Annotated in this window: 23 protein-coding genes and 1 pseudogene; 5 read left to right on the plus strand and 19 right to left on the minus strand. The window is 62.4% G+C overall.

Annotation, left to right across the window (positions count from 1 at the left end):
* Positions 1–35: 35 nt before the first annotated feature.
* The 7 genes from pal to tolQ all read right to left on the minus strand — a co-directional run bounded on the left by pal (position 36) and on the right by tolQ (position 7,833).
* Positions 36–524 carry a peptidoglycan-associated lipoprotein Pal gene (gene pal / locus SO140_RS07205; RefSeq protein WP_449376879.1) on the minus strand — a complete coding sequence of 163 codons (489 nt, stop codon included), beginning with the start codon at positions 522–524 and terminating at the stop codon, positions 36–38.
* Between the two features lie 288 nt (positions 525–812).
* Positions 813–1,538 (minus strand): N-acyl amino acid synthase FeeM domain-containing protein, encoded by a 726-nt coding sequence (locus SO140_RS07210; RefSeq protein WP_449376880.1) that lies wholly within the window; start codon positions 1,536–1,538, stop codon positions 813–815.
* 174 nt (positions 1,539–1,712) lie between these two features.
* Positions 1,713–4,043 (minus strand): putative bifunctional diguanylate cyclase/phosphodiesterase, encoded by a 2,331-nt coding sequence (locus SO140_RS07215; RefSeq protein WP_449376881.1) that lies wholly within the window; start codon positions 4,041–4,043, stop codon positions 1,713–1,715.
* A 237-nt stretch (positions 4,044–4,280) separates the two neighbouring features.
* A complete protein-coding gene (gene tolB / locus SO140_RS07220; protein WP_449376882.1) occupies positions 4,281–5,648 on the minus strand; it encodes a Tol-Pal system beta propeller repeat protein TolB in 1,368 nt (455 codons plus the stop codon).
* Positions 5,649–5,667: 19 nt separating this feature from the next.
* Positions 5,668–6,615 (minus strand): cell envelope integrity protein TolA, encoded by a 948-nt coding sequence (gene tolA / locus SO140_RS07225; protein WP_449376883.1) that lies wholly within the window; start codon positions 6,613–6,615, stop codon positions 5,668–5,670.
* Positions 6,612–7,079: a biopolymer transporter ExbD gene (locus tag SO140_RS07230; protein ID WP_449376884.1), complete on the minus strand. Its 468-nt coding sequence runs from the start codon at positions 7,077–7,079 to the stop codon at positions 6,612–6,614. Before SO140_RS07230 ends, tolA begins: the two co-directional genes overlap by 4 nt.
* A gap of 37 nt (positions 7,080–7,116) precedes the next feature.
* Entirely contained in the window at positions 7,117–7,833 is a 717-nt protein-coding gene (gene tolQ / locus SO140_RS07235; RefSeq protein ID WP_449376885.1) for a protein TolQ, read from the minus strand.
* 643 nt (positions 7,834–8,476) lie between these two features.
* Here tolQ and ggt point away from each other — a divergent pair.
* On the plus strand, positions 8,477–10,192 hold the full coding sequence (gene ggt, locus SO140_RS07240) for a gamma-glutamyltransferase (protein ID WP_449377019.1): 1,716 nt from the start codon (positions 8,477–8,479) through the stop codon (positions 10,190–10,192).
* Between the two features lie 341 nt (positions 10,193–10,533).
* On the plus strand, positions 10,534–10,821 hold the full coding sequence (locus SO140_RS07245; protein ID WP_449376886.1) for a hypothetical protein: 288 nt from the start codon (positions 10,534–10,536) through the stop codon (positions 10,819–10,821).
* A 23-nt stretch (positions 10,822–10,844) separates the two neighbouring features.
* Here the strand turns inward: SO140_RS07245 and SO140_RS07250 are convergent, their stop codons facing one another.
* The 4 genes from SO140_RS07250 to SO140_RS07265 form a co-directional block, all read right to left on the minus strand.
* A complete protein-coding gene (locus SO140_RS07250; protein WP_449376887.1) occupies positions 10,845–11,555 on the minus strand; it encodes an SDR family NAD(P)-dependent oxidoreductase in 711 nt (236 codons plus the stop codon).
* Positions 11,556–11,590: 35 nt separating this feature from the next.
* On the minus strand, positions 11,591–12,787 hold the full coding sequence (locus SO140_RS07255; RefSeq protein ID WP_449376888.1) for an ABC transporter substrate-binding protein: 1,197 nt from the start codon (positions 12,785–12,787) through the stop codon (positions 11,591–11,593).
* A 46-nt stretch (positions 12,788–12,833) separates the two neighbouring features.
* Positions 12,834–14,423: a class I adenylate-forming enzyme family protein gene (locus SO140_RS07260; RefSeq protein WP_449376889.1), complete on the minus strand. Its 1,590-nt coding sequence runs from the start codon at positions 14,421–14,423 to the stop codon at positions 12,834–12,836.
* 69 nt (positions 14,424–14,492) lie between these two features.
* Positions 14,493–15,143: a 2-hydroxychromene-2-carboxylate isomerase gene (locus SO140_RS07265; RefSeq protein WP_449376890.1), complete on the minus strand. Its 651-nt coding sequence runs from the start codon at positions 15,141–15,143 to the stop codon at positions 14,493–14,495.
* A gap of 215 nt (positions 15,144–15,358) precedes the next feature.
* Between SO140_RS07265 and SO140_RS07270 the strand changes: the two genes are divergently transcribed.
* Positions 15,359–15,868: a winged helix-turn-helix transcriptional regulator gene (locus SO140_RS07270; RefSeq protein WP_449376891.1), complete on the plus strand. Its 510-nt coding sequence runs from the start codon at positions 15,359–15,361 to the stop codon at positions 15,866–15,868.
* A gap of 34 nt (positions 15,869–15,902) precedes the next feature.
* On the opposite strand, the gene SO140_RS07275 is transcribed toward SO140_RS07270, so the two are convergent.
* On the minus strand, positions 15,903–16,454 hold the full coding sequence (locus tag SO140_RS07275; protein ID WP_473118347.1) for a TetR/AcrR family transcriptional regulator: 552 nt from the start codon (positions 16,452–16,454) through the stop codon (positions 15,903–15,905).
* Positions 16,455–16,718: 264 nt separating this feature from the next.
* Between SO140_RS07275 and SO140_RS07280 the strand changes: the two genes are divergently transcribed.
* Positions 16,719–18,023 (plus strand): amino acid deaminase, encoded by a 1,305-nt coding sequence (locus tag SO140_RS07280; RefSeq protein WP_449376893.1) that lies wholly within the window; start codon positions 16,719–16,721, stop codon positions 18,021–18,023.
* Between the two features lie 70 nt (positions 18,024–18,093).
* Positions 18,094–18,858 carry a 2-amino-5-chloromuconate deaminase CnbZ gene (gene cnbZ, locus SO140_RS07285; protein ID WP_449376894.1) on the plus strand — a complete coding sequence of 255 codons (765 nt, stop codon included), beginning with the start codon at positions 18,094–18,096 and terminating at the stop codon, positions 18,856–18,858.
* Positions 18,859–18,958: 100 nt separating this feature from the next.
* On the opposite strand, the gene SO140_RS07290 is transcribed toward cnbZ, so the two are convergent.
* From SO140_RS07290 to SO140_RS07320, 7 genes and pseudogenes are all read right to left on the minus strand, one after another.
* Positions 18,959–20,197 carry an NAD(P)/FAD-dependent oxidoreductase gene (locus tag SO140_RS07290; RefSeq protein ID WP_449376895.1) on the minus strand — a complete coding sequence of 413 codons (1,239 nt, stop codon included), beginning with the start codon at positions 20,195–20,197 and terminating at the stop codon, positions 18,959–18,961.
* The gene (locus tag SO140_RS07295; protein ID WP_449376896.1) at positions 20,184–20,873 is read right to left on the minus strand and encodes an amino acid ABC transporter permease; all 690 of its coding nucleotides are present in this window, start codon (positions 20,871–20,873) and stop codon (positions 20,184–20,186) included. Before SO140_RS07295 ends, SO140_RS07290 begins: the two co-directional genes overlap by 14 nt.
* Positions 20,870–21,541, minus strand: a complete 672-nt coding sequence (locus SO140_RS07300) for an amino acid ABC transporter permease (RefSeq protein WP_449376897.1) — start codon at positions 21,539–21,541, stop codon at positions 20,870–20,872. Before SO140_RS07300 ends, SO140_RS07295 begins: the two co-directional genes overlap by 4 nt.
* Positions 21,538–22,353, minus strand: coding sequence for an amino acid ABC transporter ATP-binding protein (locus SO140_RS07305; RefSeq protein WP_449376898.1), 816 nt, complete (start codon positions 22,351–22,353; stop codon positions 21,538–21,540). The genes SO140_RS07300 and SO140_RS07305 overlap by 4 nt, the downstream gene beginning before the upstream one ends.
* 27 nt (positions 22,354–22,380) lie before the next feature.
* The gene (locus SO140_RS07310; RefSeq protein ID WP_474799045.1) at positions 22,381–23,286 is read right to left on the minus strand and encodes an ABC transporter substrate-binding protein; all 906 of its coding nucleotides are present in this window, start codon (positions 23,284–23,286) and stop codon (positions 22,381–22,383) included.
* A 335-nt stretch (positions 23,287–23,621) separates the two neighbouring features.
* Positions 23,622–24,384, minus strand: a pseudogene (locus SO140_RS07315) (serine acetyltransferase domain-containing protein).
* Positions 24,385–24,554: 170 nt separating this feature from the next.
* The gene (locus SO140_RS07320) at positions 24,555–25,040 is read right to left on the minus strand and encodes a DUF2852 domain-containing protein (RefSeq protein ID WP_449376900.1); all 486 of its coding nucleotides are present in this window, start codon (positions 25,038–25,040) and stop codon (positions 24,555–24,557) included.
* Positions 25,041–25,099 lie beyond the last annotated feature (59 nt).

A 25,099-nucleotide genomic window follows, 5' to 3' on the forward strand; every position in this document is an offset into this window, starting at 1 on the left:
TGATCAGGTTTCCTTTGGCGGAACAGCGCGTCGTTTTAGGAGCTAGCGTTCAGCACGGTGACGGCACGACGGTTCTGCGACCAGCAGGAGATGTCGTTACAGACGGCGACCGGCCGTTCCTTGCCGTAGGAGATGGTGCGCATGCGGTTCGGGTCGATGCCGCGCGAAGCCAGGAACGAGCGCACCGACTGGGCACGACGCGCGCCAAGCGCGATGTTGTATTCGCGGGTTCCGCGCTCATCCGCATGACCTTCGATGGTGAAGGTGTAGCGCGGATAGCTCTGGAGCCACTGCGCCTGCTTCTCCAGCGTGACGATCGCCTGCGGCGTCAGATCGGTCTGATCGCTCTCGAAGAACACGCGGTCGCCCACGTTCACGACGAAATCCTGCTGGCTGCCCGGCGTCGCGGCGTTGGCCATCGCATCCGAAGCAAGGTTCTTGTTGGCGCAGGCGCCCATCGACAGCCCGACGGCAAGCACCGCGACCAGCTTCAATCCCTGGAGGATACGCATAGGATGTTTCATTCCGGAGCCTCCGCGCTCACGTTAGTCCACTGCTGTCCGGTCTACAGGGGGTTGGTTAAGCGAACGTTCCGTCAACCTTGATGGGACGTTGCCACGGCCGGTCAAATGCCCCCGATCGGCGAAAAGCAACCGCGATGGTTAATGGGTTGTAAATGTGGCGCGACGGTGAAGGCAAGCCGCGTTGGCCGGCAGAAGGCCTGTTTTGCCCGAAATTTGGGCCTGTCGAGCCAAGATGAACAGGAAAAATGTCGGCGGAGCGGCGCGGTTGGCTCACCAACCTGCGGCGAATCAGGCGTGGGCTGCGTCCGCCACCAGCACCCGTCGTTGCGCGGCCTGACGCTCACCGCGGCGCCCGAACAGCATTCGCCGCTCGAAAGCGGTCGAACGCATCACCGGATAGCGTTCAAAGACTCTTTTCCGGAAGGTCGGGAAATCCGCCGCCATGAGTCCGAACGGCTTCGTGAGGCCTGGAACCAGGCGAGGCTCGGCGATGGTCGCGTGCAGGAAAACTCGCCGATAGAAAGCTTGATGCTCGGCACGCACGATCGCGAGGCCGACATCGGCTTTGAAATGCTCGCAGGCCATATAGGCGATGCGCAGCGTCAGATAGGGCAATTCCGGAACCCGCTTCGCCTTGTCGGGATCAGCGACAAAACGCGTCGGATCGATCATGACCTCGCCACGGTCAAGTCTTGGAAGCAGAATGTCGGGAAACACGTCGGTTGAGGTGGACGCGCGCCATTCCGAGGTCAGCACACTGATGCGCACGGAGCTACAGAGCTCGCCCTGGAGATAGACACCGAAGGTCCACGAGTTGGGCAGATCGTCATATCGGTCGGTGACGCGGCTGTCCGGACTCTCCTTGACGGCCCCTTCCCGCAGATATGCGCGATAGCGGAGGTTGTAGATCTCCTCCTTCTCCTCGTGGGTTTCGGCGAGGCGGTAGTCGACCTCGGTCAGGAGATCTGCTCCCGGTCCAACAGCCGAAATGACCGATCGGGCTGAGGACTGCATCCAAACTCCTTACGCACCACCCACCGCGACGCGTGAAAACAACTTCAACGCGCGTGACAATTCATTAACACCTTCTTAACCGCGACGCAAAGCAATCGATCAATTAGGGTTAACCCGTACGACTACGGAGTCCCATGGCAACACACTGACGCTGTTGGAAATTTCGAGAAACGATTACGCGAAGGATCGCGATCCGACAACCTGGAGCCCGTCTTCGCCGCGGCGACCATGAGAGGCGTTGAGGAGCTGACGCATCCGTACCGCAGGGACCGGGCGACTGAATAGATAACCTTGCGCTTCCGTAACGGTGCCGTCGGCGCTGATCAGCTCAAGCTGCTCGTTGGTCTCGATACCCTCGACCACGACCGCCATGCCGAGATCGGCCGACAGCCGCGCCACGCCGCGCAGCAGCGTGAGCGGCCGGTCGGTGTCGATGCCTTCGAGGAAGGAGCGGTCGATCTTCACCTTCTGCATCGGGAAGTTATGCAGGTAGCTGAGGCTCGAATAGCCGGTGCCGAAATCATCGAGCGAGATGCTGACCCCGAGCGCGTGAAGCTGGGACAGGATGTCGTGGGTGAGCTGGGTGTTGCGCAAGAGCGAGGATTCGGTGATCTCTATCTCCAGCCGATGCGCCGGAAGCCCCGAGACTTCCAGCGCGTAACGGATTTCGCTGAGCACGTCGCGCTGGTGGAATTGCTGCGGCGAGAAGTTCACGGCAACGCTAACGCCTTCGGGCCACTTCATGCATTCCATGCAGGCTCGGCGCAGGATCCAGCGGCCGAGATCGACGATCAGGCCCATATCCTCGGCAACCGGGATGATGTCGACCGGAGAGACCGTGCCGCGCACCGGATGATTCCAGCGCAGCAGCGCCTCGCAGGTGGTGATCTTGCCGGTCTTCAGATTGACCAGCGGCTGATAGAACAGCTCGAACTCCTCATTGGCGAGCGCCTTGCGCAGATCGAGCTCGAGTATTCGGCGAGCCTCGACCGTTGCCGCCATCTCGTCACGGAAGAAGCAGAAGGTGCCGCGGCCGTCGGCCTTGGCGCGGTAGAGCGCCATGTCGGCGTTCTTCAAAAGCGTATCGGCGCTGGAGCCTTCGGGCGAAGTCAAGGCGATGCCGACGCTGGCGCCGATCTCGACCAGGTGATTGTCGATGCGATAACGCTCGCTGAGCCGTTCGACGATGCGGCGGGCAAGCGCGGCAGCATCCTCGGGCGAGTTGAGGTTCTGCTGGAACACGACGAACTCGTCGCCGCCGAAGCGGGCCACGAAATCTTCGGGGCGCAGCATCTCGCGCAGGCGGTTCGCCACCGCGCACAGGAGCTGGTCGCCGCAGGGGTGGCCGAGCGTGTCGTTGACCTGCTTGAACTGGTCGAGATCGACGAACAGCAGCGCAGAGAGGCGCTCGGCATCGTGCGAGATCGCGAGCAGCCGCTCGATCTCGTCGCGGAAACTGACGCGGTTCGGCAGCGCCGTCAGCTCGTCATAGCGCGCCAGGTGGCTGATCTTGGCTTCCGCATTGGTGCGCTCGGTGATGTCCTCGAGCAGGAGCACCGTGCCGCCGCCGGCCATCGGCTGGAACGTCCACGACAGCGTGCGGCAGCGCTCCAGATCGGGATCGGTGGTGACGATCTCCTTCATCTGCGCGCCCTTGATCTCGGCGAGGATCATGTCGCCGCTGTCCGCCGAGATCGAGTCGGAGGCCACGCAGGCCGCGATGACGTCGGCGGCGCTGGCGCCGCGAGTGACGAAATTCTCCGGCAGCACCATCAAGTCGCTGAAGCGATGGTTCATCACCGCAAGCCGTCCGTCGGCGCGGAACATGCAAAGGCCGTGCGGCATGTTGTTCAGCGCAGTATCGAACTGACTCGCCAGCGCAGATTCACGGAAACTCGAGGTCAGAGCCTTGACGAAGATCGCATGCAGGCTGAGGTTGATGTTCTTCAGGCCGATGAAGAACAGGACGAGCAGCACGGCGAGCCCAATGTAGTAGAATCCGCCATGCAGCAGCAGGGCGAGCGACATCGGACCGCAGGCAAGTATGACGTGCCATTGGATCACCCGGGGCTGGCCGTAGTTCCGGGCCGCTCCGCCGGCCGTGTAGCCGACAGTGACGGCGACGCAGAGCATGTTCGCAACCGGATCGTCGTTGTTGTAGATGACAACGAAGCACCACAGGCCGAGCACCCCCGCATAGGCGAGCGCGCCGAGCCAGTAGCGTGGCTCCAGATGCCTGGCCTGTTCGAACGTCAAAGCCAGCGTTGGGTCTTCGTACGCTCGCATCTGAAACGCGCGCGCAGTGCCAATGGCAATGATCAGAAACGCGATCGGCCAAAGCAAGACGTCGCCAGTTTTCAGCGCCGTCATGACGGCGGCCACCGCGGTACAGGCCGAGCCGATGAAGATCGCCCAGAAATTCTGCACCATGGAGTTGATGAGAGCGGCGTAGAGTATGGGCTCCAGCTCGTCTCGATCACTCTGCTTCTGGTCGGCCAGTTGCATTGGCTTGTTACGCATCCTGTTTGGAGCGTACTTTTACCCAGCCGAGATGAAGTCTTTCTGAGGGAACATCGTTAAAGCCGCGTTGTTTTGAACCTTCAGCGAACGAATTTTTGCTGAAATATCAAACAACTGGGCAAGCTTTGCCGGGCACAGGGTGAAGGAAAGCTTGCCGCAATCGAAGAAAGCGAAAACTCGGCGCTGTTTTTCGAAAACTTCGCGCCGATGAACGCCGTGGATTTATTGGCCCGCTGTCGAGGACAGCAGCGGCGACCAGGCGGGGTCGGATGCGTAGCCCGGTGTCGGCACGCGCTGCTCGTTGCGCCCCGAAATGTCGACGCTGAACAGCGACGGTCCACCATTCCCGCCGGGATCGCGGAAGAACATCACGACGCGGCCGTTCGGCGCGAACGTCGGGCCTTCATTGTGGAAGCCGGAGGTGAGCAGCCGCTCGCCGGAGCCGTCCGGCTTCATGACGCCGATCGAGAACTGCCCACCGCCTTGCCTGGTGAAGGCGATGTAGTCGCCCTTCGGCGACCAAACCGGCGTCGAATAGCTGGCGTTGGTGTCGTCCTTGGAGAAGGAGATGCGCTGTGCCTGTCCTCCGCCCGCCGCCATCACATAGATCTGCGACCTGCCGCCGCGATCAGACTCGAAGCAGATGCGGGTGCCATCCGGTGAGTACGAAGGAGATGTGTCGATCGCCGGCGTGTCGGTGAGGCGCGTGGTCGAGCGCGAGCGCAGATCCATTACGAACAGGTTGGAATTACCGCCCTGTTGCAGGCTCATGATGACGCGCTGGCCGTCCGGCGAGAACCGCGGTGCGAAGGTCATGCCGGGGAAATTGCCGACGATTTCGCGTTGGCCGGTCTCGATGTTGTAGAGATAGACCTTCGGATCGCCCTGGCCGAACTCCATGTAGGTGATCTCTTGCGAGTTCGGCGAGAAGCGCGGCGTCAGCACGAGGTCCGAGCCCCGCGTCAGATAGCGCACATTGGCGCCGTCCTGGTCCATGATCGCGAGCTTCTTGACGCGACGCTCCTTCGGTCCGCTCTCGTCGACGAAGACGACGCGGCTGTCGAAATAGCCCTTCTCACCGGTGAGCCGCTCATAGATCTGGTCGGAGATGATGTGGGCGATGCGGCGCCAGTATTCCGGCGAGGTGAAATATTGCTGGCCGGTGAGCTGCTGTCCCGAGACGACGTCCCAGAGGCGGAATTCTGCCTTGAGGCGACCGTCCGGCTGGCGCGTCATGCGGCCGGTGACCAGCGCCTGCACGTTGATCTGCTTCCAGCTCTGGAATTGCGGCGCGACGTCGATGTTGGTGATGCGCTCCAGATAAGCGGCCTGGTCGATCGGATTGAACAGCCCCGAGCGCTTCAGGTTGTTGGTGATCACCTGCGTCACCCCGGCACCGACCTCGCCGTCCGAGGGTGAGCCCGCCACGAAATTCGGGATCGCGATCGGAATCGGCTGGAATTCGGTTGGGTCGACCTTGAGGCGCCCCTCCTGTCGCTGTGCAAGGGCGGCCTGGCCGGCCAGCAATGTGGCAGTCGAGCCTGCCGCCATCATGAATCCACGTCGCGTCAGCAATGGCATCTTGTTCATCTGAGTTATTTCTTTTCGCTTACAGCATGTCTTTGAGGCCGAACGTCATCGGAATGTATTTCCAGGTGTCGTATTGCGACTTGGGCAGGAACGCATAGGCCTGACACTCCTCGACCGCGCGCTTCGCGCTCTCGGCCATCGCCGTGCCGACCGAGCGCGACGGCCCGCGCACGGCGACGATCACGGGCGAGGAGGCAACCGTTCCATCGGGCCGCATCTGGATGTCGATGTCGACCTCGAACTGATCGGCATCCTGGCCATTATAGGGGAATCTGAAGCAGCGCCTGACGGCAGCGACGAACGCGCCCTTCCAGGTCGCGACGATCGCAGTGTCCTTGCCGTTCTGCGTTCCCAGCGCACTGGTCGCATTCGGCGTCGCGCCGGTCATCTCGTGCCGCGTCGGATCGCGCTTGTCCTCGAGCTTGGCCATGATGTCCATCGGATTGAACGGCCGGTCCTTCGGCTTCGGCGGCTGCGGCTTGGCAGCTTCCTGCTTCGGCGGCGGAGGCTTCTTCTCCTTCTCCGGCTTGTTCAGGGCTTCGGCGATCGGATCGACCTTTTCCTCGGGCTTCTTGTCGGCCGGCTTGCTCTCTTCCTTGGTCTTGCTTTCCTGAACCGGCTTCGGTGGATCAGGCTTTTTCTCGACGGGCTTCTCCACCGGCTTCGGCGGCGGCGGAGTCGTGTTGGTCTGAATCAGCTCTTTCTTGGTGGTGATCTTGCCCTGGGACTCCTCGGGCGGCGTCACTTCGGGAGCGACCTTGTCAACCTTTGGCTTTTGCTTGTCCTTTTCGGCGGTCTGCACGCCGGCGGTTGCCTTGGCCGGCTGATCCAATGAAATATCGACCGGAATGACGGATTCTTCCGGAATTTCGAGCGCGCGCGAGCTAAAGGAGATCAACCCCCAGCCGATCACGAGGACGTGGAGGACAATCGACGCAACAACAGTCTTGTCGACTTTGACCTTCATCCCTGCTCCGGGATAATCACGATATTGGCCTTGAAGCCGGCGGCGCGCACCTGCCCTAACAGCTTCATCATGTCGGTGTAGCAGACGTCCTTGTCGCCACGCAGATAGACGACCCGGTCGGCGTCGGACCGCGTGTCCTTGATCGCCTCGATCTTGGACTGAAGATCAGTAGCCGAGATCGGGCTGTCGCCGAGATACAATTCCACGTTCGAATTGCAGCCGCCGGTCGTCCGCTTCACTGACAGCGTCAATGGCGGCGCGTTCGAGGAGATCGACTTGCCGCCGTTGGCGACCGGCAGATCGATGTCGATGTTCGATGTCATCAGCGGCGCTGCGACCATGAAGATGATGAGCAGCACCAGCATCACGTCGACCATCGGCGTGACGTTGATTTCGGCCATGACCGATTTGCGCCGGCTGCGGCGGCCGCCGCCACCGGACGAACTGGCTACGTTCATCGCCATGATCTAAAGCCCACGATCGTCGTCTCTATAGCGTCCATCACCCACGCTCGTCGATCTGACGGGACAGGATGGCTGAAAACTCATCCGCAAAACCCTCGAGCCGCTGGGCCTGCCGGTTCACCTCGGAGGTGAACTTATTGTAGAAAATAGTGGCAGGAATGGCGGCGATAAGGCCGATTGCGGTCGCAAACAGCGCCTCCGCGATGCCGGGGGCCACCACCGCCAAAGAGGTATTTTTCGAGGCCGCGATCGACTGGAAGCTCGACATGATGCCCCAGACGGTACCGAACAGGCCGACGAAGGGGCCGGCTGAGCCGACGGTCGCGAGCACCAGCAGACGCCGCTCCAGCCGCTCGATCTCGCGCGCGATCGACACGTTCATCACCTTCTCGATCCGCATCTGCAGCCCGGCGACAGAACGCGCGTGGCTCTCGAAGGAGCGCTTCCACTCACGCATCGCGGCGACGAAGCAGGCCGCCATCGAATGGGTCGGCTTGGCCGACAGTGTGCGATAGAGCTCCTCGATCGACTCGCCGGACCAGAATGCCTGCTCGAAACGGTCCATCGAGCGGCGGGTGCGGGCATAGAGGAAGATCTTGTCGATCGCGATCGCCCACACCCAGACCGAGCAGGACAACAGTCCGAGCATCACCGCCTTCACGATCCAGTGAGCCTGCCAGAACAGCGCGATCAGCGACACGTCGGCGGAAGCAGCAACCGGCAGGGCTGACTGAGCGACGTCGGCCGGATTCATAAGCGGTATCCTCTCAAGGCGATCGTTCCATGTCCTCGGCGCGCAAAATCGCTGCCGGTTCCCCAAAGCCGCGCGGGTCGCGCGCACCTGCCAAGCCTGCGCAAAGCCTTATCTTTTTGGATTGCAGCGGCCCGTCCGAAGCCGGCCGTCTGCTTTCCTTGCCAAGATGTCAAAACTAAGGGCCTCGACTAAGCCTTTGGGCGCGACTTGCCGACCTTACCAGACGCCGACGATAGTTAATGCGGGGTTAGCGCGGGCGCATTTGGCTGCCGGAATGGTAGGCTGGGCAGAGGTTTGGCCGGGATGGATGCGGCAATTCGCCCGGCGAGAGCCGTCGTCTAGAGGGAGCGCAGTCAGGCCAGGGCAGGGTCGGTTCCCTCCCGCTTTGCGGGCGAGGGCCAGGGAGGGGAGGACTCCCTCCCGAAATCTTCGCAATGACGGAGCCACCTTTTCCTGGGCTACCCCCCTGCCCCACCCTCCCAGCAAGGGGCGAGGGAGCGCGGCTTGCCCTGTGGCTACGCCAAGTCGTCACCTTCCATTTCACAATGGGCACGAGCTGATAGGGTGCGCTCACTGATAACAATATGCGCCGGGATCACCGGCCCTCCCAAGGAGCGTTCCCTTGCAAAATCCAACAACAAGCATGCGGTGCATGGTCGCCGCGATCATCTCAGTCAGCCTCACAACGTTCTGCCCCGCACGTGCAGCGTCGGTCGCCCCGGTCGCAGCGGAAAACGGCATGGTGGTATCCGCGCAGCATCTGGCGACACAGGTGGGCGTGGACGTGCTCAAGCGCGGCGGCAATGCCGTCGATGCGGCGGTCGCGGTCGGCTACGCATTGGCGGTGGTCTATCCGGCAGCCGGCAATCTCGGTGGCGGCGGCTTCATGACGATCGAGCTCGCCGACGGCCGCAAGACCTTCCTCGATTTCCGCGAGACGGCCCCGAAGGGCGCGACCGCCAACATGTATCTCGACAAGGATGGCAACGTCATCAAGGGCATTTCGACCAAGGGGCACCTGGCGGTGGGTGTGCCGGGATCTGTCTCGGGCATGGAGTATGCGCGCGAAAAGTACGGCACCATGAAGCGCGCCGACCTGCTCGCTCCCGCGATCCAGCTCGCCGAACAGGGCTTTGCGCTGGACCAGGGCGACATCGATTTGTTGCATACCGCCACCACGGATTTTCAGAACGATCCCGCGTCCGCCGCCATCTTCCTCAACAACGGTCAGCCGTTCCAGGTGGGCGAAAAGCTGGTGCAGTCGGAACTCGCCAAGACCCTGCGCGAGATCAGCAGCAAAGGCACCGACGGCTTCTACAAGGGCTGGGTCGGCAGCGCCATCGTGGCATCGAGCCAGGCCGGCAAGGGCCTGCTGACGCAGGACGACCTTGACGGCTACAAGACGCGCGAGCTCGCGCCCGTCGAGTGCGACTATCGCGGCTACCACGTGATCTCCGCACCGCCACCGAGCTCGGGCGGCGTCGTCATCTGCGAGATCCTGAATATCCTGGAGGGCTATCCGCTGAGAGAGCTGGGCTACCACTCCGCGCAGGCCGTGCACGTCCAGATCGAAGCCATGCGCCACGCCTACGTGGACCGCAACAGCTACCTCGGCGACCCGGACTTCGTGAAGAATCCGCTCGACCGCCTGCTCGACAAGAATTACGCGACCAAGATCCGCGCCGTGATCGATCCGAACAAGGCTGGCGTCTCCAAGGACATCAAGCCGGGCATAGAGCCGCATGAGGGAAGCAACACCACGCACTATTCGATCGCAGACAAGGACGGCAACGCGGTTTCGGTGACGTACACGCTGAACGACTGGTTCGGTGCCAACGTGACGGCGGCCAAGACCGGCGTGCTGCTGAACGATGAAATGGACGACTTCACCGCCAAGGTCGGGGTGCCGAACCTGTACGGCCTGGTGCAGGGCGAGGCCAATGCCATCGCTCCCGGCAAGCGGCCGCTGTCCTCGATGAGCCCCACCATCGTCACCAAGGACGGCAAGACGGTCATGGTGGTGGGCACGCCCGGCGGCAGCCGCATCATCACGGCTGTGTTGCAGACCATGATCAACGCGATCGATTATGACATGAACGCGCAAGAAGCCGTCGACATGCCGCGCATCCACCAGCAATGGCTGCCCGACCTCACCAACGTCGAGGACTATGCGCTGTCGCCGGACACCCGCAAGATTCTGGAAGGCATGGGCCACAAGTTCGGGCCGCCACAGCCGGCCAACCATCTGGCGGTCATCATCGTCGGCGCGCCGTCGCTGAACGGCAAGCCGGTCGGCAACAACCGCTACTATGGCGCCAACGATCCCCGCCGCAACTCGGGGCTGGCCGCCGGGTATTGAGAGGCTTGTCGATGCGCAGGGTGGGCAAAGCGACTTGTCCGCCGCAGCTCGAAGAGCGAAGGCGCAAGCGTGCCCACCACTTCTGTCGCAATCGCGAGAGATGGTGGGCACGGCGCTGACGCGCCTTGCCCACCATGCCAGGGCGTCGTTCGGCGGAGAGCGGCAAGCTGCGAACCTCGCTATGCAGTTTGTGCCACGACCGAGGGTTTGTTTCACCGGTCGATCGGCAACAGGCTCTATTGTCTTTGCCTGCAAGCCGCCTGACGATGCGGGGGTGGGCCGCTCGTCAGACGACTGCAGTGGCTGGCGAACTGCCCGACGACCACGTACGGGAGATCCGCATGGAACAGATTCTGATCAACCTCGTCTCAGGCGCGCTTGGTGGAATTGGCGCGGGCAAGTCTTCGCCGACATTTGATCTCGGAATGGCCGGAAACGTCATTTCAGGTCTGGTCGGCGGCGGAGTGCTCGGCCAGGTCATTACGTTGCTGCTTCCGTCCATCATGGCCGCAGCCGAATCTGGAAACTTGAGCGTTGGCGGCATCGTGTCACAAGTCGTCGCCGGTGGCGCCGGCGGGGCGATTCTCACCGCGATCATCGGCGCCATCAAGAACAAGGCGGCCGCCTGATCGGTGAGACGAGGGACAAGACTTCACCACTTCTCCTTCGACGTCCGCACGTCGAGCTCGAACGACCAGGCCCGTTCAGACTGCCGGTAGAGGAAGGCGAACGCATCGACGATGCCTTCGATGCTGATCAGGCTGTCCTGCCGGCTTGCAGCATCGGGGAAACGGTTCATGATCTTGTCGCCGGCGATCGCGCCGTCGACGATGACGTGGCCGACATGGATGCCGTCGGGCGCATATTCCTTGGCCATGGCCTGGGCGAGCGTGCGCAGGCCCGCCTTTGCGGAGTTGAACGCGCCAAAGCCCGGGCGCCCGCGCAGCGAGGCGCTGGCGCCGGTGAAGAGCAGCGTGCCGGTCTTCTTCGGCGCCATGCGGCGCACCGCCTCGCGGCCGAACAGGAAGCCGCCGAAGCAGACGACGCGCCAGGCGTTTTCGAAATAGTCGGCTTCCATCTCGATGATCTTGCCGGGCGTGTTGTTGCCAGCGTTGTAGATCGCGAGATCGAGCTCGCTGCCAGCGATATCGAACAATGCGGCGACGTCGCCCTCCTTGGTGGCATCGGCGACGAAAGGAATGGCCTCTCCTCCGGCGGCGACGATATCGCGCGCAACCGACTCCAGAGTGCTCGGCGTGCGTCCCGCCACGATCACCTTGAGCCCGTCGTTTGCAAAACGCTTGCAGAGCTGGGCACCCAACCCTCGGTCCGGGCCCACACCGATCACGATCGCCGTCTTCATGGTGTTCTCCCAAGATTGGAAAGGCGCGCCGGCGTTCAGTTGCCCTCTGCGTTCAGCACGTCACCAAACTGCTCCCAGGAACTTCCGGTCCAACGCTGCAGCTGCAATTGCGTATAGGCCATACTGTTGTCAGGCCCCGTGTTGATTGTCACCCCCGGAATGAGCGTTGGCAGGGAAAGGCCGCGGATGTTCCGCGCCTGCCTGAGGATGTTGTCGCGCGAAAGATCGTCGCCGCACTGCCTCAACACCTGCTCCAGGATCTGCCCCTGCTGGGTCCCGAACAGATAATTGGCGTCGCCGATATCAGCGCCCGGCAGGTATTTTGCGAAATGCGCGCGGTACCAAGTCATGCCGGGGTCATCTGCCCATCTCTTGTCGCCGGGGTCCTTGAGCATGGTCGCGGCGATGATGCCCACGGCCTTCTCCTGTCCCGCCGGCACGATGGTCGAAGAGACCGAGGTCGACACCAGGTTGATCAGGAACAAGGGCTTCCAGCCGATCTCGTCGGCCTTCTTGATGGCCTGCGCCGCGAACTTCGGCGTGCCCGCGAACAGGAACGCCTCGGCGCCAGAGGATTTCAGCGACACCATGTGGGACTCGATGGTCGGCTCGCTCACCTCATAAGAGGACGCGATGACTTTCTTGTCGAAGCCGTCCTTCAGATAATCTTTGAAGGCGCTGATGAAGTCCCGGCCGAGATCGTCGTTCTGATAGAGGATCGCGATCTTGGCATTCGGCTTGGTCTGCGTGATGTAGCGCGCATAGATGCGCCCTTCCGTGGTGTAGCTCGGCAACCCCGTGGTGGTCATGGGGAATTCGGAGAAATTCGTGAACTTGGTCGCGCCGCTCACGACGAAGAGATGAGGTACCCTCTTCGCGTTGACATATTTGATGGTCGCGCCGATTCCGGGCGTGCCGAGCGGGCTGAACAGGAACGCCACCTCGTCGCTTTCGACGAGCTTCCTGGTCTGCTCCACCGTCTTCGGCGGACTATAGGCGTCGTCATAGGTGATCAGATTGATCTTCCGACCATTGACGCCGCCGCGATCGTTGATCGAATTGACGTAGGCGATCAGACCCTTGCCGGTGTTGCTCAAGGGAGAAGCCGGACCGCTGAACGGAAACGTCGCGCCGATCCTGATCTCGGTTTCGCTGACTCCGGGCGTTTCGCACAACACGGCGCCGGTGGTCGCGGCAAACAGAACGGCAGTGGCTAAAAGTCTCTTGAACATCGAAAGCTCCTCTTCCCCGTGAGATCATGCACGCGCTGCACGCCGCTCAACCCGTCGTCGCCAGATCGTTCGTCCTCGTGCCCGCAATCGCGAGCTCGCGAAGCCTGTGCTTGAGGATTTTTCCGGTCGAGGCCGCCGGCAGCGCATCGAGCACGATCAGCTCGGTCGGCCGCTTGTAGGGCGTAAGCTCGCCCGCAGCGTAAGCCTTCAGCGCCTCCGCATCGACGCTTGCTCCGGGCAACAGCTGGACGAAGGCGACGACCTCCTCGTTGCCGTCCACGGGACGCCCGACCACGGCCGACTGCACGATCTCTTGATGCGCATTCAGGACCGCCTCGATCTCCGCCGGATAGACGTTGAAGCCGGAACGGATGATCATCTCCTTGGTGCGTCCGACGATGTAGAGCTGCCCCCGCTCGTTCACCCGGCCGAGATCGCCGGTATTGAACCAGCCGTCGCGATCGATCGCGGCCGCCGTCAGATCGGGCGCGCGATAGTAGCCGAGCATGATATTGGCGCCACGTACATGCAGCTCGCCGACTTCGCCGATGCCGACCTGGCGCCCGTCGCGAGCGACGATCCTGTGCTCGACCCCGGGCAGGAACGGTCCCACGCTCTCGTCTGCCGCGGGATCCTCCTCGCGCACGGCGGCAAGGCCCGGCGAGCATTCGGTGATGCCGTAGCCGTTGAGTAGTGGAATGCCGAACTCGGCCTCCATGCGGCGCTTGAGGTCTAGGTCGAGCGGCGCGCCGGCCACGCCCATCAGGCGGAGCTTTTCGCACTTGAGCTTCGCGATGCCGTTGACGGTCTTGTATTCGAGCAGGCGTTGATAGGTTGCAGGCACACCGAACAGCGTGGTGATCCCTTCCTCCGCGAGCGCGCGCGCGAGCGCCACAGGATCCGCCTTTGACACGACATGCAACGCGGCGCCGTGCATCAGTGTCGAGATCAAGAGGATCGAATAGCCGACGATGTGCGACATCGGCAGCACACCATAGATGCGATCGCCGGGCGCGGTCCGGCGGAGATTGCCCGATACCCTTGCCGCGACGAGCAGATTGCGATGGCTGAGCATCACGCCCTTCGGCGCCCCCGTCGTCCCGGACGTGTACATCAGCGTGGCAACCTGCCGGTCGCTGCCCGCTTCGACCGGCTCGGCCTGCGCCGCATCATTCAGCGCGCCGACGCCGATGCTGCCGAACGGGCCGACGGCGCGCAAGCTTGCGCAAATGCGGTTCGCGTGCTCGGCGGCCTCCTTCGACAGCGCCGCATTGAACAGCACGCGGCGCGCGCCGCTGTGGGTAGCGATGAGATCGAGCTCGCGAGCAGAGAGACGCGGATTGACGGGAATCGCCCAGGCATCGATTTGACTTGCCGCAAACAGCATGGCCCCGAGCGCAACGCTGTTCTCGCTCACCACCATGACCCGATCGCCGGGCCTGATCGCGAGATCGGCGAAATCTTTCGCGGCCGCAGTGACGGCATCGGAAAATTGCCGGTAGGTCCAGACGCGTCCGGCTTCGATAAAGGCGGGCAGATCGGGCGAGGTCCGGGCGAAGGGGGCATAGACCTCATGAACCCTGCACGGCAGCCGCGCGATGAGATCGACCATGTCGACGTCGTTGACGCTGGTCATACAGTCCTCCCTGGTGGACAGGCGCCGGCCCTTGCCGGGCTCTATGCGCGTGCAGTCGAACGAAGCGAATCAGGACGAGGCGACGAGCCGCCTCGTGTCGGAGAGTTGTGTCAGGATTTCCTCTTCGACGTCGCGGAGCTGGTCCTTGCCGAAGAACATCTCGTCATTGACGAAAAAGGTCGGCGAGCCGAACGCGCCGCGGGTAACCGCGTTCTGCGTCAGCTCCATCAGGCGGTTCTTGACCGTCTGGTCCTGCGATTTCGCTGCGATGAGGGCAACATCGATCCCGGAGGCGGTCAGCGCCTGACGCATCACCTCGGGGTCGTCCATCTTCTTGGGCTCCTCCCACATATGGTGATTGACCGCGCGGAAATACGCCGCGAACAGCCCCAGCTCCTGTGCCGCGACGGCACCGCGCATCAGTTGCAGCGTATTGACAGGGAAGAACGGATTGGGGCGGAAGGTCGTGATGCCGTGCCGGCGCAGGAAACGCGCCGTCTCGACCTCCATGTATTCACGCTTGTTTCTGATGCCCTTCAGGGAATCGGCCGGCGAGGAATTGCCGGTGAGCTTGAAGATGCCGCCGAGCAGCACCGGTACGTAGTCGAACGTCACGCCGGTGCGGGCCTCGATCTCAGGAATAACGCGGTCGGCGAGATAGGCGTTCGGGCTGCCGAAATCGAACAGGAACTGCACCCGCACCGCTGGCGCGCTCGACATGTTTTGCATCCTCCCGCCGATTGACTCGCAGGGCCGCAAAGGGCCCATCTTCGGCGGCACCATATAGTTCTAAAACAGAACTGTCAAACATCTCGCGCCATCCAGGCTGGCGGAAGGGTAAGCATTGTCCTTCGGGTTATTTCATTCCATTTTGGAATTTTGTATTGTTGCAGTACGAACGCGTTGGAAAATGCGGCCTTTTCGGAGTTAGACGAATGCGATGGGATTTGCTTGAGCAGGAGCAGTGCTCGGTCGCCAGGACGGTGGCCGTGATCGGCGATCGTTGGAGCCTGCTGATCCTGCGCGACTGCTTTCTGCGCGTGCGCCGGTTCGAGGAGTTTCAGTCGCGGCTCGGGGTGACCCGGCACGTCCTCGCCGATCGCCTGAAGAAGCTCGTCCGGTTCGGCGTGCTCAGGCGCTCGCCCTATCAGGAGAATCCGACACGTTATGAATACATCCTCACCCAGAAAGGGCTGGATCTCTATCCCGTGGTGATGGCGATCGTGCATTGGGGCGACACTCACATGGTGGATGAGCGCGGCCGCCCCCTGCTTCACGAACACAAGCGTTGTGGCAAGATGTTCGATCCGGTGCTGGTCTGCTCCGAATGCGGCGAGCCGATCATCGCAAAAGAGGTCCACGTGCACGCAGGCCCCGGCGCAGCCGAAGGCGCGGCCGAGGAGATCGCAACGCGCGAGGCTGCATTGACTGCCCGCGCGAAATAGCGGCACGCCCAAACCGCGCGACGCACCGCTTGAGTCAGGATTTACGCGCCCGGGAGGGCACGGTAGCGTCACCGCTGCCCAGTTCGCCACCGTCAGCCAAGCCCAGCAGCTTCATGACGATCTTTCGGCGCTCCATATCCGTGAAGGGCGAGACGCCGGCCAGCTCCATGTACCAAAGCCCTTCCACCGCGAGGTGCACGATCGCCGCGCGGTCGAAGTCGATGCCCGCGCTGATCTCGCGGAAACGCTCCGCGTAGTAGGCTTTACCGGCTCGGTTATTCCATAGCCCGGACATGCGCAGCCGCGCACTGGCCTTGTCCGCCTTTGAGCGGTTGTGCATCGAGGCGATCGCATAGCCCTTGAGCTCGCGCGATGGCGTGTCCGGCAAGCTCTCGGTCGTCCTCTGGCGAGCTTCGGCATAGCGCTCGACGAGCCGCTCGGCGAGCGCATCGATCAGGGCTTCCTTGCTGAGGAAGTGGTAGAGCAGACCGCCTTTGCTGACGCCGGTGCGCGCCGCGAGCGCTTCGTAGGTCAACGCCGCCACGCCCTCCTCGGCAATCAGATCGAGGGCAGCATCGAGCAGCATCGGCCGCGCGCTTGGACGGCCAACACTGCGCTCGGTGGCCGACTTCGACTTGGCTGGCTTCTTGCTCATACGGCGACTATTTTCAGAAGCATCTCTGGCTGTCAAGCTTAATTACTGCACCGTATGGACGGTTTCTATAGCGAATAAGAGGAATCCCGATTCTGCTTGGATTTACCATTTGACAGGGTCGTTCACTGGAATATTTATTTACAGTACAGACGGTATAGTATTTGGCGCATTGTGCGCAGGACGAGACGCAAAAGAATGACCAGACACATTCCTCGCAACGACGAACGTCCGCTCGACGATACCGAAAAGGGAATCCCCGGCCACGTTGGCGTCATCCCCATCGATGCTTTGCGTATGCAGGGGTGGAACCTGCTGAAGGAAGACTTGCCGCTGCCGGTCGCCGTGCTGAAGGAGGACGCCGTGTGGCACAACGTCCGCTGGATGCAGCGCTTCATTGCGCAGAGCGGCGTGGCGATCGCGCCGCATGGCAAGACGACGATGAGCCCAGCACTCTTCGATCTGCAACTCGCGGCGGGCGCCTGGGGCATCACGGTTGCCACCGTGCATCAGCTTCAGGTGGCGCGCCGGTTCGGCTATTCCCGTATCGTGATGGCGAACCAGCTCGTCGGTCGTCGCAATATCGACTACGTATTGGAAGAACTGAAGCGCTCCCCCGGTTTCGAATTCTGCTGCCTCGCCGATTCGATCGCCAATGTTGAGCGCCTCGCAGATGCGGCGCGCCGCATCAACGCAGACCGGCCGCTGCGTCTCCTGGTCGAGATCGGCTATCGCGGCGGCCGCACCGGCTGCCGCGATCTCGAGTCCGCACTCGCAGTTGCGCGCGCGATCGCGGCAGGCTCACCCGTTCTTGCCTTGGCGGGGATTGAAGGTTTCGAGGGTCTTATGCACGGCGGCACTCCGGCAGAGAGCACTGTCCTGGTTGACGGTTTCCTCGAGCGGATGGCGTCCCTCGCCAGGGCTTGCGCAAAGGAGAGACTGTTTGCGCCAGGCGAGGTGCTGCTGAGCGCGGGCGGTTCGATCTACTATGATCTCGTCGCGGCAAAGCTGCGATCCATCGAGATCGGCCAGCCAACCAAGGTGGTGCTGCGGAGCGGCTGCTACATCACGCATGACGACATCCTGTACAGGCGCGCGTTCGAAGCCCTGCGTCTCCGGGACCCCGAACTGGCAGCCATGGGCGGCGGACTGCGACCGGCGCTGGAGATCTGGGCCTATGTCCAGTCGCGGCCCGAGCCCGAAAAGGCGATTCTCGGCTTCGGCAAGCGCGACGCGTCCTATGACGATCCGCCGCTGGCGCTGAAATGGTTCCGTCCGGGCAACACGATGACGGCTCCGGCAACGATCCCGCCCGGCCACCGCGTGACCCATCTGAATGACCAGCACTGCCATTTCGCCATTCCGCCTGACTCTCCTCTGGCCGTCGGCGACATGGTTGCGTTCGGCATTTCTCATCCCTGCCTGACCTTCGACAAGTGGCGCGTCATGCAGATGGTCGACGACGCGTACAACTGCATCTCGGCCATCAGGACCTATTTCTAGTCGCCGACCCGGCGGCGCCGGCGCTGAGACTATGCTTCTTCTCCTCCCACGTTCGAAAGGACACGCGACCATGTCGGCCTCTCACCCCGCAACCAAACCCACTGCCTCCGGCGGCTACTCCTACATTCCCTTCGAGTTTCAATACTCGTCCGGCGTCGCGGCGCTTCCCGGCTTCCGGCTGGAGCGGGCACGCTTCAACCGGCTGGTGCCAATGGCCGAAGGCTTCGCGCGGATCAAGGCGCATCTCGGCTCGCTTGGACGGCCGCTCACCGCATTTGCCGCATGTGAATTGCGCTCGACGCTGCCTTTCACCGCGGACGGCTTTCGCGAGTTCAATCTGGGCTATGCCCAGGTGTTGCGAGAGTGGGGCATCATGAAGGGCGAGGATAATCCGGTTGCACGAAGCAATGTATGTCCCGAACTCGATCCGCCGACGGAGTCCGGATTCTACGCCTTCACCTACACCGTTCCGGACACGTCCGCGGCTCCAACATTCCTGATCTCGGGCGGCGCCGAGACACGCAGCGCCACGGTGCCACAGGATCGGATCGTCGCTTTTGGAGACACCTCGCCCGCCGGATTGCGCGCAAAGGCCCAGCAGACCCTCGGCGAGATGGAGAAGCGACTGGCGGCCTTCGGGTTTGGCTGGGCCGATACCACCGCCGTCCAGGTCTATACCGTTTTCGATCTGCACCCCTTCTTTCTGGATGAGATCACAGCGCGCGGCGCCGCTTGCAGCGGCTTGACCTGGTATCCCTGCCGGCCGCCCGTTCAGAAGATCGACTTTGAAATGGACTGCCGCGGTCTCACGCGCGAGATCGTTCTGTCGGCATAAGATTCAGCCGGAGCCGAGACTGCCCGCCGCTCCGCGACATCTCAAAACATCCACAGAAGCGCGGCGGACCACCGCCGCGCGTCGCGATTGAAGTTGACGATCAGGCGGCCGGCCGCGCACTCGTCGGCGACGCATAAATATAGTAGTGCACGTAGCGATCCCGGCACTTCTCCTGTAGCTCCGCCTCGGACAGGTCCTCCGCGAACCGCGCCGGACTCATGAGGGACAGATCGTAGGTCGTACGACCGTTGACGATGAGCTCCACCAGTTGCTCACTCAAAGCCGGCGCGGTTGACAACCCCCCGACGTTGCAGCCGCCAATTACATAAAGATTTCTGACACCGGGCGCCTGTCCGATGATGTGGTGGCCGTCCATGGTCATCGTCGGCAATCCCCCACGGTGCTCACGCAGCGAAAGCTCCGTCTGGAAGATGGGAAACTGATCCTTGACGAGACCCGCAAGTCGCTTCAGCACGGCCAGATCGAGCTCGAGATTTTCGATCCGGAACGAGCCCGGCAGTTTGGAGAGATCGACCGGCATGGGATCGCTCTCGTATCCTCCGAACATCAGCCCGCCGCGATCCGGCCGCACATACACATTGGCATCGATGATGCGCGTAATCGGCTGCTGATTGCTCACCCCCGGCAGCGGATTGGTGATCATCAACTGGTGGCGCATGGCAACGGCTGGGACCTTGGTGCCAGCCAGGGAGGCGACGAAACGAAGCCATCCGCCGGCGGCATCCACAATGACGGGCGCAGAGAATTCACCGCGATCGGTGACGACCCGCGTGACAGCGCCGTGTTCGACAACCAGCTCGGAGACCTTCGTATGAGGCACCATCGTAGCCCCCAGCCGCACCGCGCCCTTCGCGTAGGCGCGCGGGACCTGCACCGGCTCCAGGAAGACGTCCCGCCGCATCAGCGTCGAACCGACGATTCCCTTGTTCTGCAGAAAGGGGTTGCGTTCGCACGCCTCCTCGGCCGTAATCATGTCGACTTCGAGCCCGAGCTTCTTCGCAGCGGCGACCCGCTCCGCCAACAGCTTGAGATGTTCCGGTCGACGTGCAACCGACATGCTGCCGGGCTGGAAGAATTCGATCGGCTCGCCCGTATCCTCGGCCAGGCGCTCGATCTTCTCGACCGCACGAACCGCAAGCCTGGTCATGACCTCGGTCGAGCGGACCTGACCGCTCAGCCCGGCGGCGCGCGCCGAGGTCTGCGAGGCGATCTCGGCCTGATCCAGCACCGCAACATCGCGTCCTGCCTTGGCGAGATGGAAAGCTGTGCTCGAGCCCAGCGCGCCCGAACCAATGACGATTGCATCAAACTTGTCCATAACCGGCTTTCCTTTCTTCCGATGATTGCGGGCTCAGGCGTGCTTCCATCAACTTGGCGAGATAGGACAGCGGCAACGCCATGATCAGGTACATGAGACCGACCGCGATATAGATCTGCAGCGGCATGAAGTATTCGCTGGTGAGATCCCGTGCCTGCAGCATCATCTCCGGTGCCGCAATAAGTGACGCAACCGACGTATCCTTGAGCAGCGCGATACCGTAGTTGCCCATCGGCGGCAGGACGATGCGAAGAGCCTGCGGCAACACGACGTAGCGAAGGACCTGAATGTTGCGCATGCCCAGCATCTGCGCGGCCTCGCGCTGCCCCTTGTCGATCGCCTGGATGCCGGACCGATAGACTTCGGCAACGTAGGCAGCACCGTTCAAGCCAAGGCCGAGCACGGCCGCATTGAACGAATTGAGCGTGATTCCGATCGAGGGCAGTCCGAAATAGATGACAAACAGCAGCGTCAACGACGGCATGCCGCGGACGATCTCTACGTAGCCATATGCAATCGCCCGCAGCCAGGCCCGCGAGGACAACCGGGCCAGCGCCAGCGGCAACGCGAGCACAGCGGCGAGGATGAAGGCCAGCGACATGAGTCGCAGCGTCCAGACGGCGCCGCGCAGGAGCTGGGGCAGCCATTCCAGAAACAGCGAAAAGAAGCCGATCATGTCAGCCTCCCGCGGCGGAGCCGGTTTTCGAGCCACTGGGCGAGCCGCGACAGCGGAAAGCTCATCGCGATGTAGATGACCGCGACCAGGATGTAGATCGGTCCGCTGAGATAGCTCTTCGTAACGAGGTTGCGGGCGTAGAAACTGAGTTCGGGCGCGGCAACGGCCGATGCGAGCGAAGTCTCCTTGAGTAGACCCACGGCAAAATTCGCCAGCGGCGGCAGGACCACCCGCATCGCCTGCGGCAAGATCACGTAACGAAGCGCCTTTGGGCGCGTCATGCCGATCATGAAAGCCGCCTCGAGCTGACCTGCATGGACCGACTGCAGGCCCGCACGGAAAACTTCCGTCAGATAAGCGCCGCCGTTCAAGCCGAAGCCGAGTACCGCCACGGGAATCGGATCCAGTTTCACACCGACCTGCGCCAGGCCGAAATACAACACGAACAGCTGGGTGAGGATCGGGACGCCGCGGAATATCTCGACGTAGGTCCTGATGCCCAGTTTGGCGAGGCGTGACGGAAACGTCTGGAGCAACCCCAAAACGAGTCCAATCAGAACCGCAACGATGAAGGCGCCGACCGTGATCTTGACGGTTGTTACCGCCCCCGAAAGCAAGACCGCCGTGAATTCAGGCAGCAACGGCAGTGCACGCGACCACTCGTTCACGACGCGAGCCCCGTTGGGGAAGCGCTACGTCGGTCACGTTGTGGGCGCAGCAGTGCCATCGTCCGCGGATGAGCCGGCTTGCTCAGAAGATCCCGCGGCGCTCCTTCGTCGACGACGGCTCCGTGATCCATCACGATGATGCGGTCGGCAACCTCCTCGGCGAACGACATTTCGTGAGTGACGATCAGCATCGTCATGCCCTCATTGGCAAGCTGCTGCATGACATCCAGCACCTCACCGACGAGCTCTGGATCCAGCGCAGACGTCGCCTCGTCGAACAGCATCAATTTCGGCTTCATCGCCAGCGAACGCGCGATCGCTATTCTCTGCTGTTGTCCGCCCGACAAGTGGTCGGGATAGGCGTTCGCCTTTTGCGGGAGGCCCACCTTTTCGAGAAGGCCGCGCGCTTCGGGTTCGACCTCGTCGCGCGGGCGCCTCAGGACCTTGAGCGGCCCGAGCATGATATTTTCGAGCGCCGTCAGATGCGGGAAGAGATTGAACCGCTGGAAGACCATGCCGATGCCGGTTCGAATGTCGGCGATCTCGCGGTCGGACATCGAAGTCCGCTGGCCATCGACGAACCTGTCACCGATGTATCTGCCGGCGACGATGACTTCACCGGAATTCGGCTTCTCCAGATGCGCAATGCATCGGAGAAGCGTCGTCTTGCCGGAGCCGCTCGAGCCGATGATTGCCACCCGTTCGCCGCCTGCGACGTTCAGGCTGACATGGTCGAGCGCCCTGTAATTTCCGAAGGTCTTGCAAAGGCCCGACACCTTCACAAGGGATGAGTTCGCTGCAACGTGATTCATGCCGCCTGCCTGCTCGCCTGGGATCGTTCAGCCGAACAAGGCCGAGTAGTCCTTTGGCTGGTGCGCCCATTTTCCAATGACGTTGCCGTTCTCGTCGCGGTCGACGCCGAGACGCGGATTGCTTTCGTTGGAAAGAGCTGCGAGGTAGTCGTCGGCCTCCATGCCGTATTTCTTCAGCAGCTTGCCGTTGGTGCCGGATCGCCAGAGCCAGCGGACACCGGCGTTCACGGCGTCGAAAAGATCGAAGTTTTCGACGTTCATGCCGATGACGGTGGTCTGCTTCTGGCCCAGCATGTCGAAGTCCGGCAACGAATCGGTCGGCACCAGCTTGAGGCTCCAGTTGGGATTCTGCTGGATCATGTAGGCGACCGTCGGCGCGTCCAGGAACGCGAAATCGAGACGCCCGGCCTGCACGTCACGCACGCACGCATCGGTCGTATCGTAGAGCTTGAGCTCGCTCGTTCCGGGAATTCTCTTCAGTTCGGGGACGATCGTGAATCCGCTGACCGTGCCGATGCTGCGGCCCTTCATGTCGTCGACGACCAGGCGCGGGCCGACCTTCATGTCCTTTCGCGTCAAGGTGTACTTGCCGGTGTAGTAGATCGCGTCGGTCAGAAGCAGCACCTGCGAGCGCGCTTTCGTCCACCCCATATTGCCAAGCATGACGTCGGCGCGGCCTCCCCGGATCGACTCGATCGTCGCTGACCAGTCCATCAAGGCTGGCACCGTCTTGAGACCCATCCTCGTCGCGATTGCCGTGATCATCTCGCCATCGGCGCCAAGGATCTGACCGTCCTTGATGCTGGTCATCGGCATGTCCCCGTTCATCGCGACCGTCAGCGCCCCCGGCACCACCGTCTTGAATCCCTGCGGAACTGCCCTGGCGCTGCTTGCCATGACCAGGGCAGCGACCCCCCCAATCGCTCCCGACAAGACGTCTCGACGGGAATGAAAGGCCATTCTCTGGCGCGAAGAAGAGTGGTCGAAAGACATGAGCTCCTCCTGATTGTTCCACATGGCAAGCAATCGCATCGCTCGAAGCGGTCGCGTGCCGGGCACCCCGACATTTTTATACCGTACGTCTGGTACAGTAACTGCTTTCGAGGCGTGTTGCAAGGCGATCGCATAAGCGCGTTTCACGCGACCTCGCCCTCAGGCTGTGCGGATTTCATCGTGCTCGCTTGAAGGACACTGCACGTCTCGGGCTCACGGCCCGCGGGGGCGCGTCACGGAGTTGCCTCGCGCAATAGGGCCGATCGCGGCGACGATCAGGCGACTTCTTCCGGACAGTTGGTCAACCGCGCGGGATTGCCGACAGCGGTGCAGCCGTCCGGCACGTCGGAGATCACAACCGACGCGGCGCCGATCTTGGCGAAGTCGCCGATGCGAATGTCACCAAGAATGGTCGCGCTGGCCGATGAAGACACGGTTTCCGATCCGAGGCGAGCGGGTCGGCAGTTCGCCATTCCGGCCAATGCTGACATTCTGGAGAATCGTCACGGCGTCGCCGATCACGGCGTTAGCACCGATCACGATGCCGCTGGCGTGGTCGAGATACACCGACGAGCCAATGTGCGCCGCGGGATGGATGCTGACCTGCAAGGCGTTGGATGCTTCGTTCTGAAAGAGCAGCGCGGCATCGATATGGCCGCGGCTCCAGAGCCAGTTCGAGACGCGCCATGCCTCGAGCGCGACATAGCCCTTGAAATGCAGCAGTGGCGACAGCAGGCCCGCGATGGCAGGGTCCCGGATCGCGATGGCGCGCAAGTCGAGGCTTGCCGTCTCAATCAGGTCGGGCTGCTGACGGAAAGCGTCGTTGGCGAACGCGGTGAAGCGCGCACCCACAGTGGTATTGCTGCCGCCAAGACGGCGGCCGATCAGATCTGACAGAGCGGCGGCGAGATCGTCATGTGCGAGAACAGTTGCCGCCGAGACCGTGCCGAAGACGGGATCGGCTGCGGCCGCGTGTTCTGCCTCGCCGCGGATCGCCTGCCAGAGACTGGCGCTCGATATGCTTGCAGCCTCCGCCATCGCCGACCCCGGTCCTTCGCCGCCTGGTTTCGCCACTGAATATAGGATGTCCGCGGCGGTGTGGCACCAGGCTAGCAAAACCAAACCGCCCGCCTGCGGGGCTCGCAGGCGGGCGGCTCGGGGCCATCAGGACTTTTGGGGGCGTGCGCCTGAAGGCTTTGCGGATCGGATCAACCCTGCGGCGGCGGCTCGTTCGGCGGCGTCGGACGGGTCTTGTGCTGCGCCATGAACTGGTCGAACTCTTCCTTGTCCTTGGCGTGACGAAGCCGCGTCAGGAAATCCTTGAACTCGCGCTGCTCTTCCTCGAGCCGCTGAAGGGTCTCGGTGCGGTACTCGTCGAACGCGCGGTTGCCGGAGGACGGCGGCCCGAAGCCAAAGCCGAAGCCGCGGCGCTCCATGCGGTCGCGCATGCGGTCCATCTTGTACTGCATCTTCTCCATCTTGTTCTGCCAGCGATCGTGGCCGCTCCAGCACGACATTCTTCTGCTCCCGAGTGTGAAAAAGAGAAGGGCAAGCCCGATCGGCCACCAGATGATGAAGCCCAGGACGGTCACGGCAATCCAGCCGGGGTGCCAGGGCGTATCGAGCATGTGGGGGCGGTAGTAGGGGTCTTCCGAGGGGCCGCGCCATCGATTGACATCAGCGGTGTAGGCCATTTCCCATCTCCATCACGGCTGTCACGCCGTTGTGAATGTAAATAACATTTACATAGGTA

This window comes from Bradyrhizobium sp. UFLA05-108, assembly GCF_059803455.1.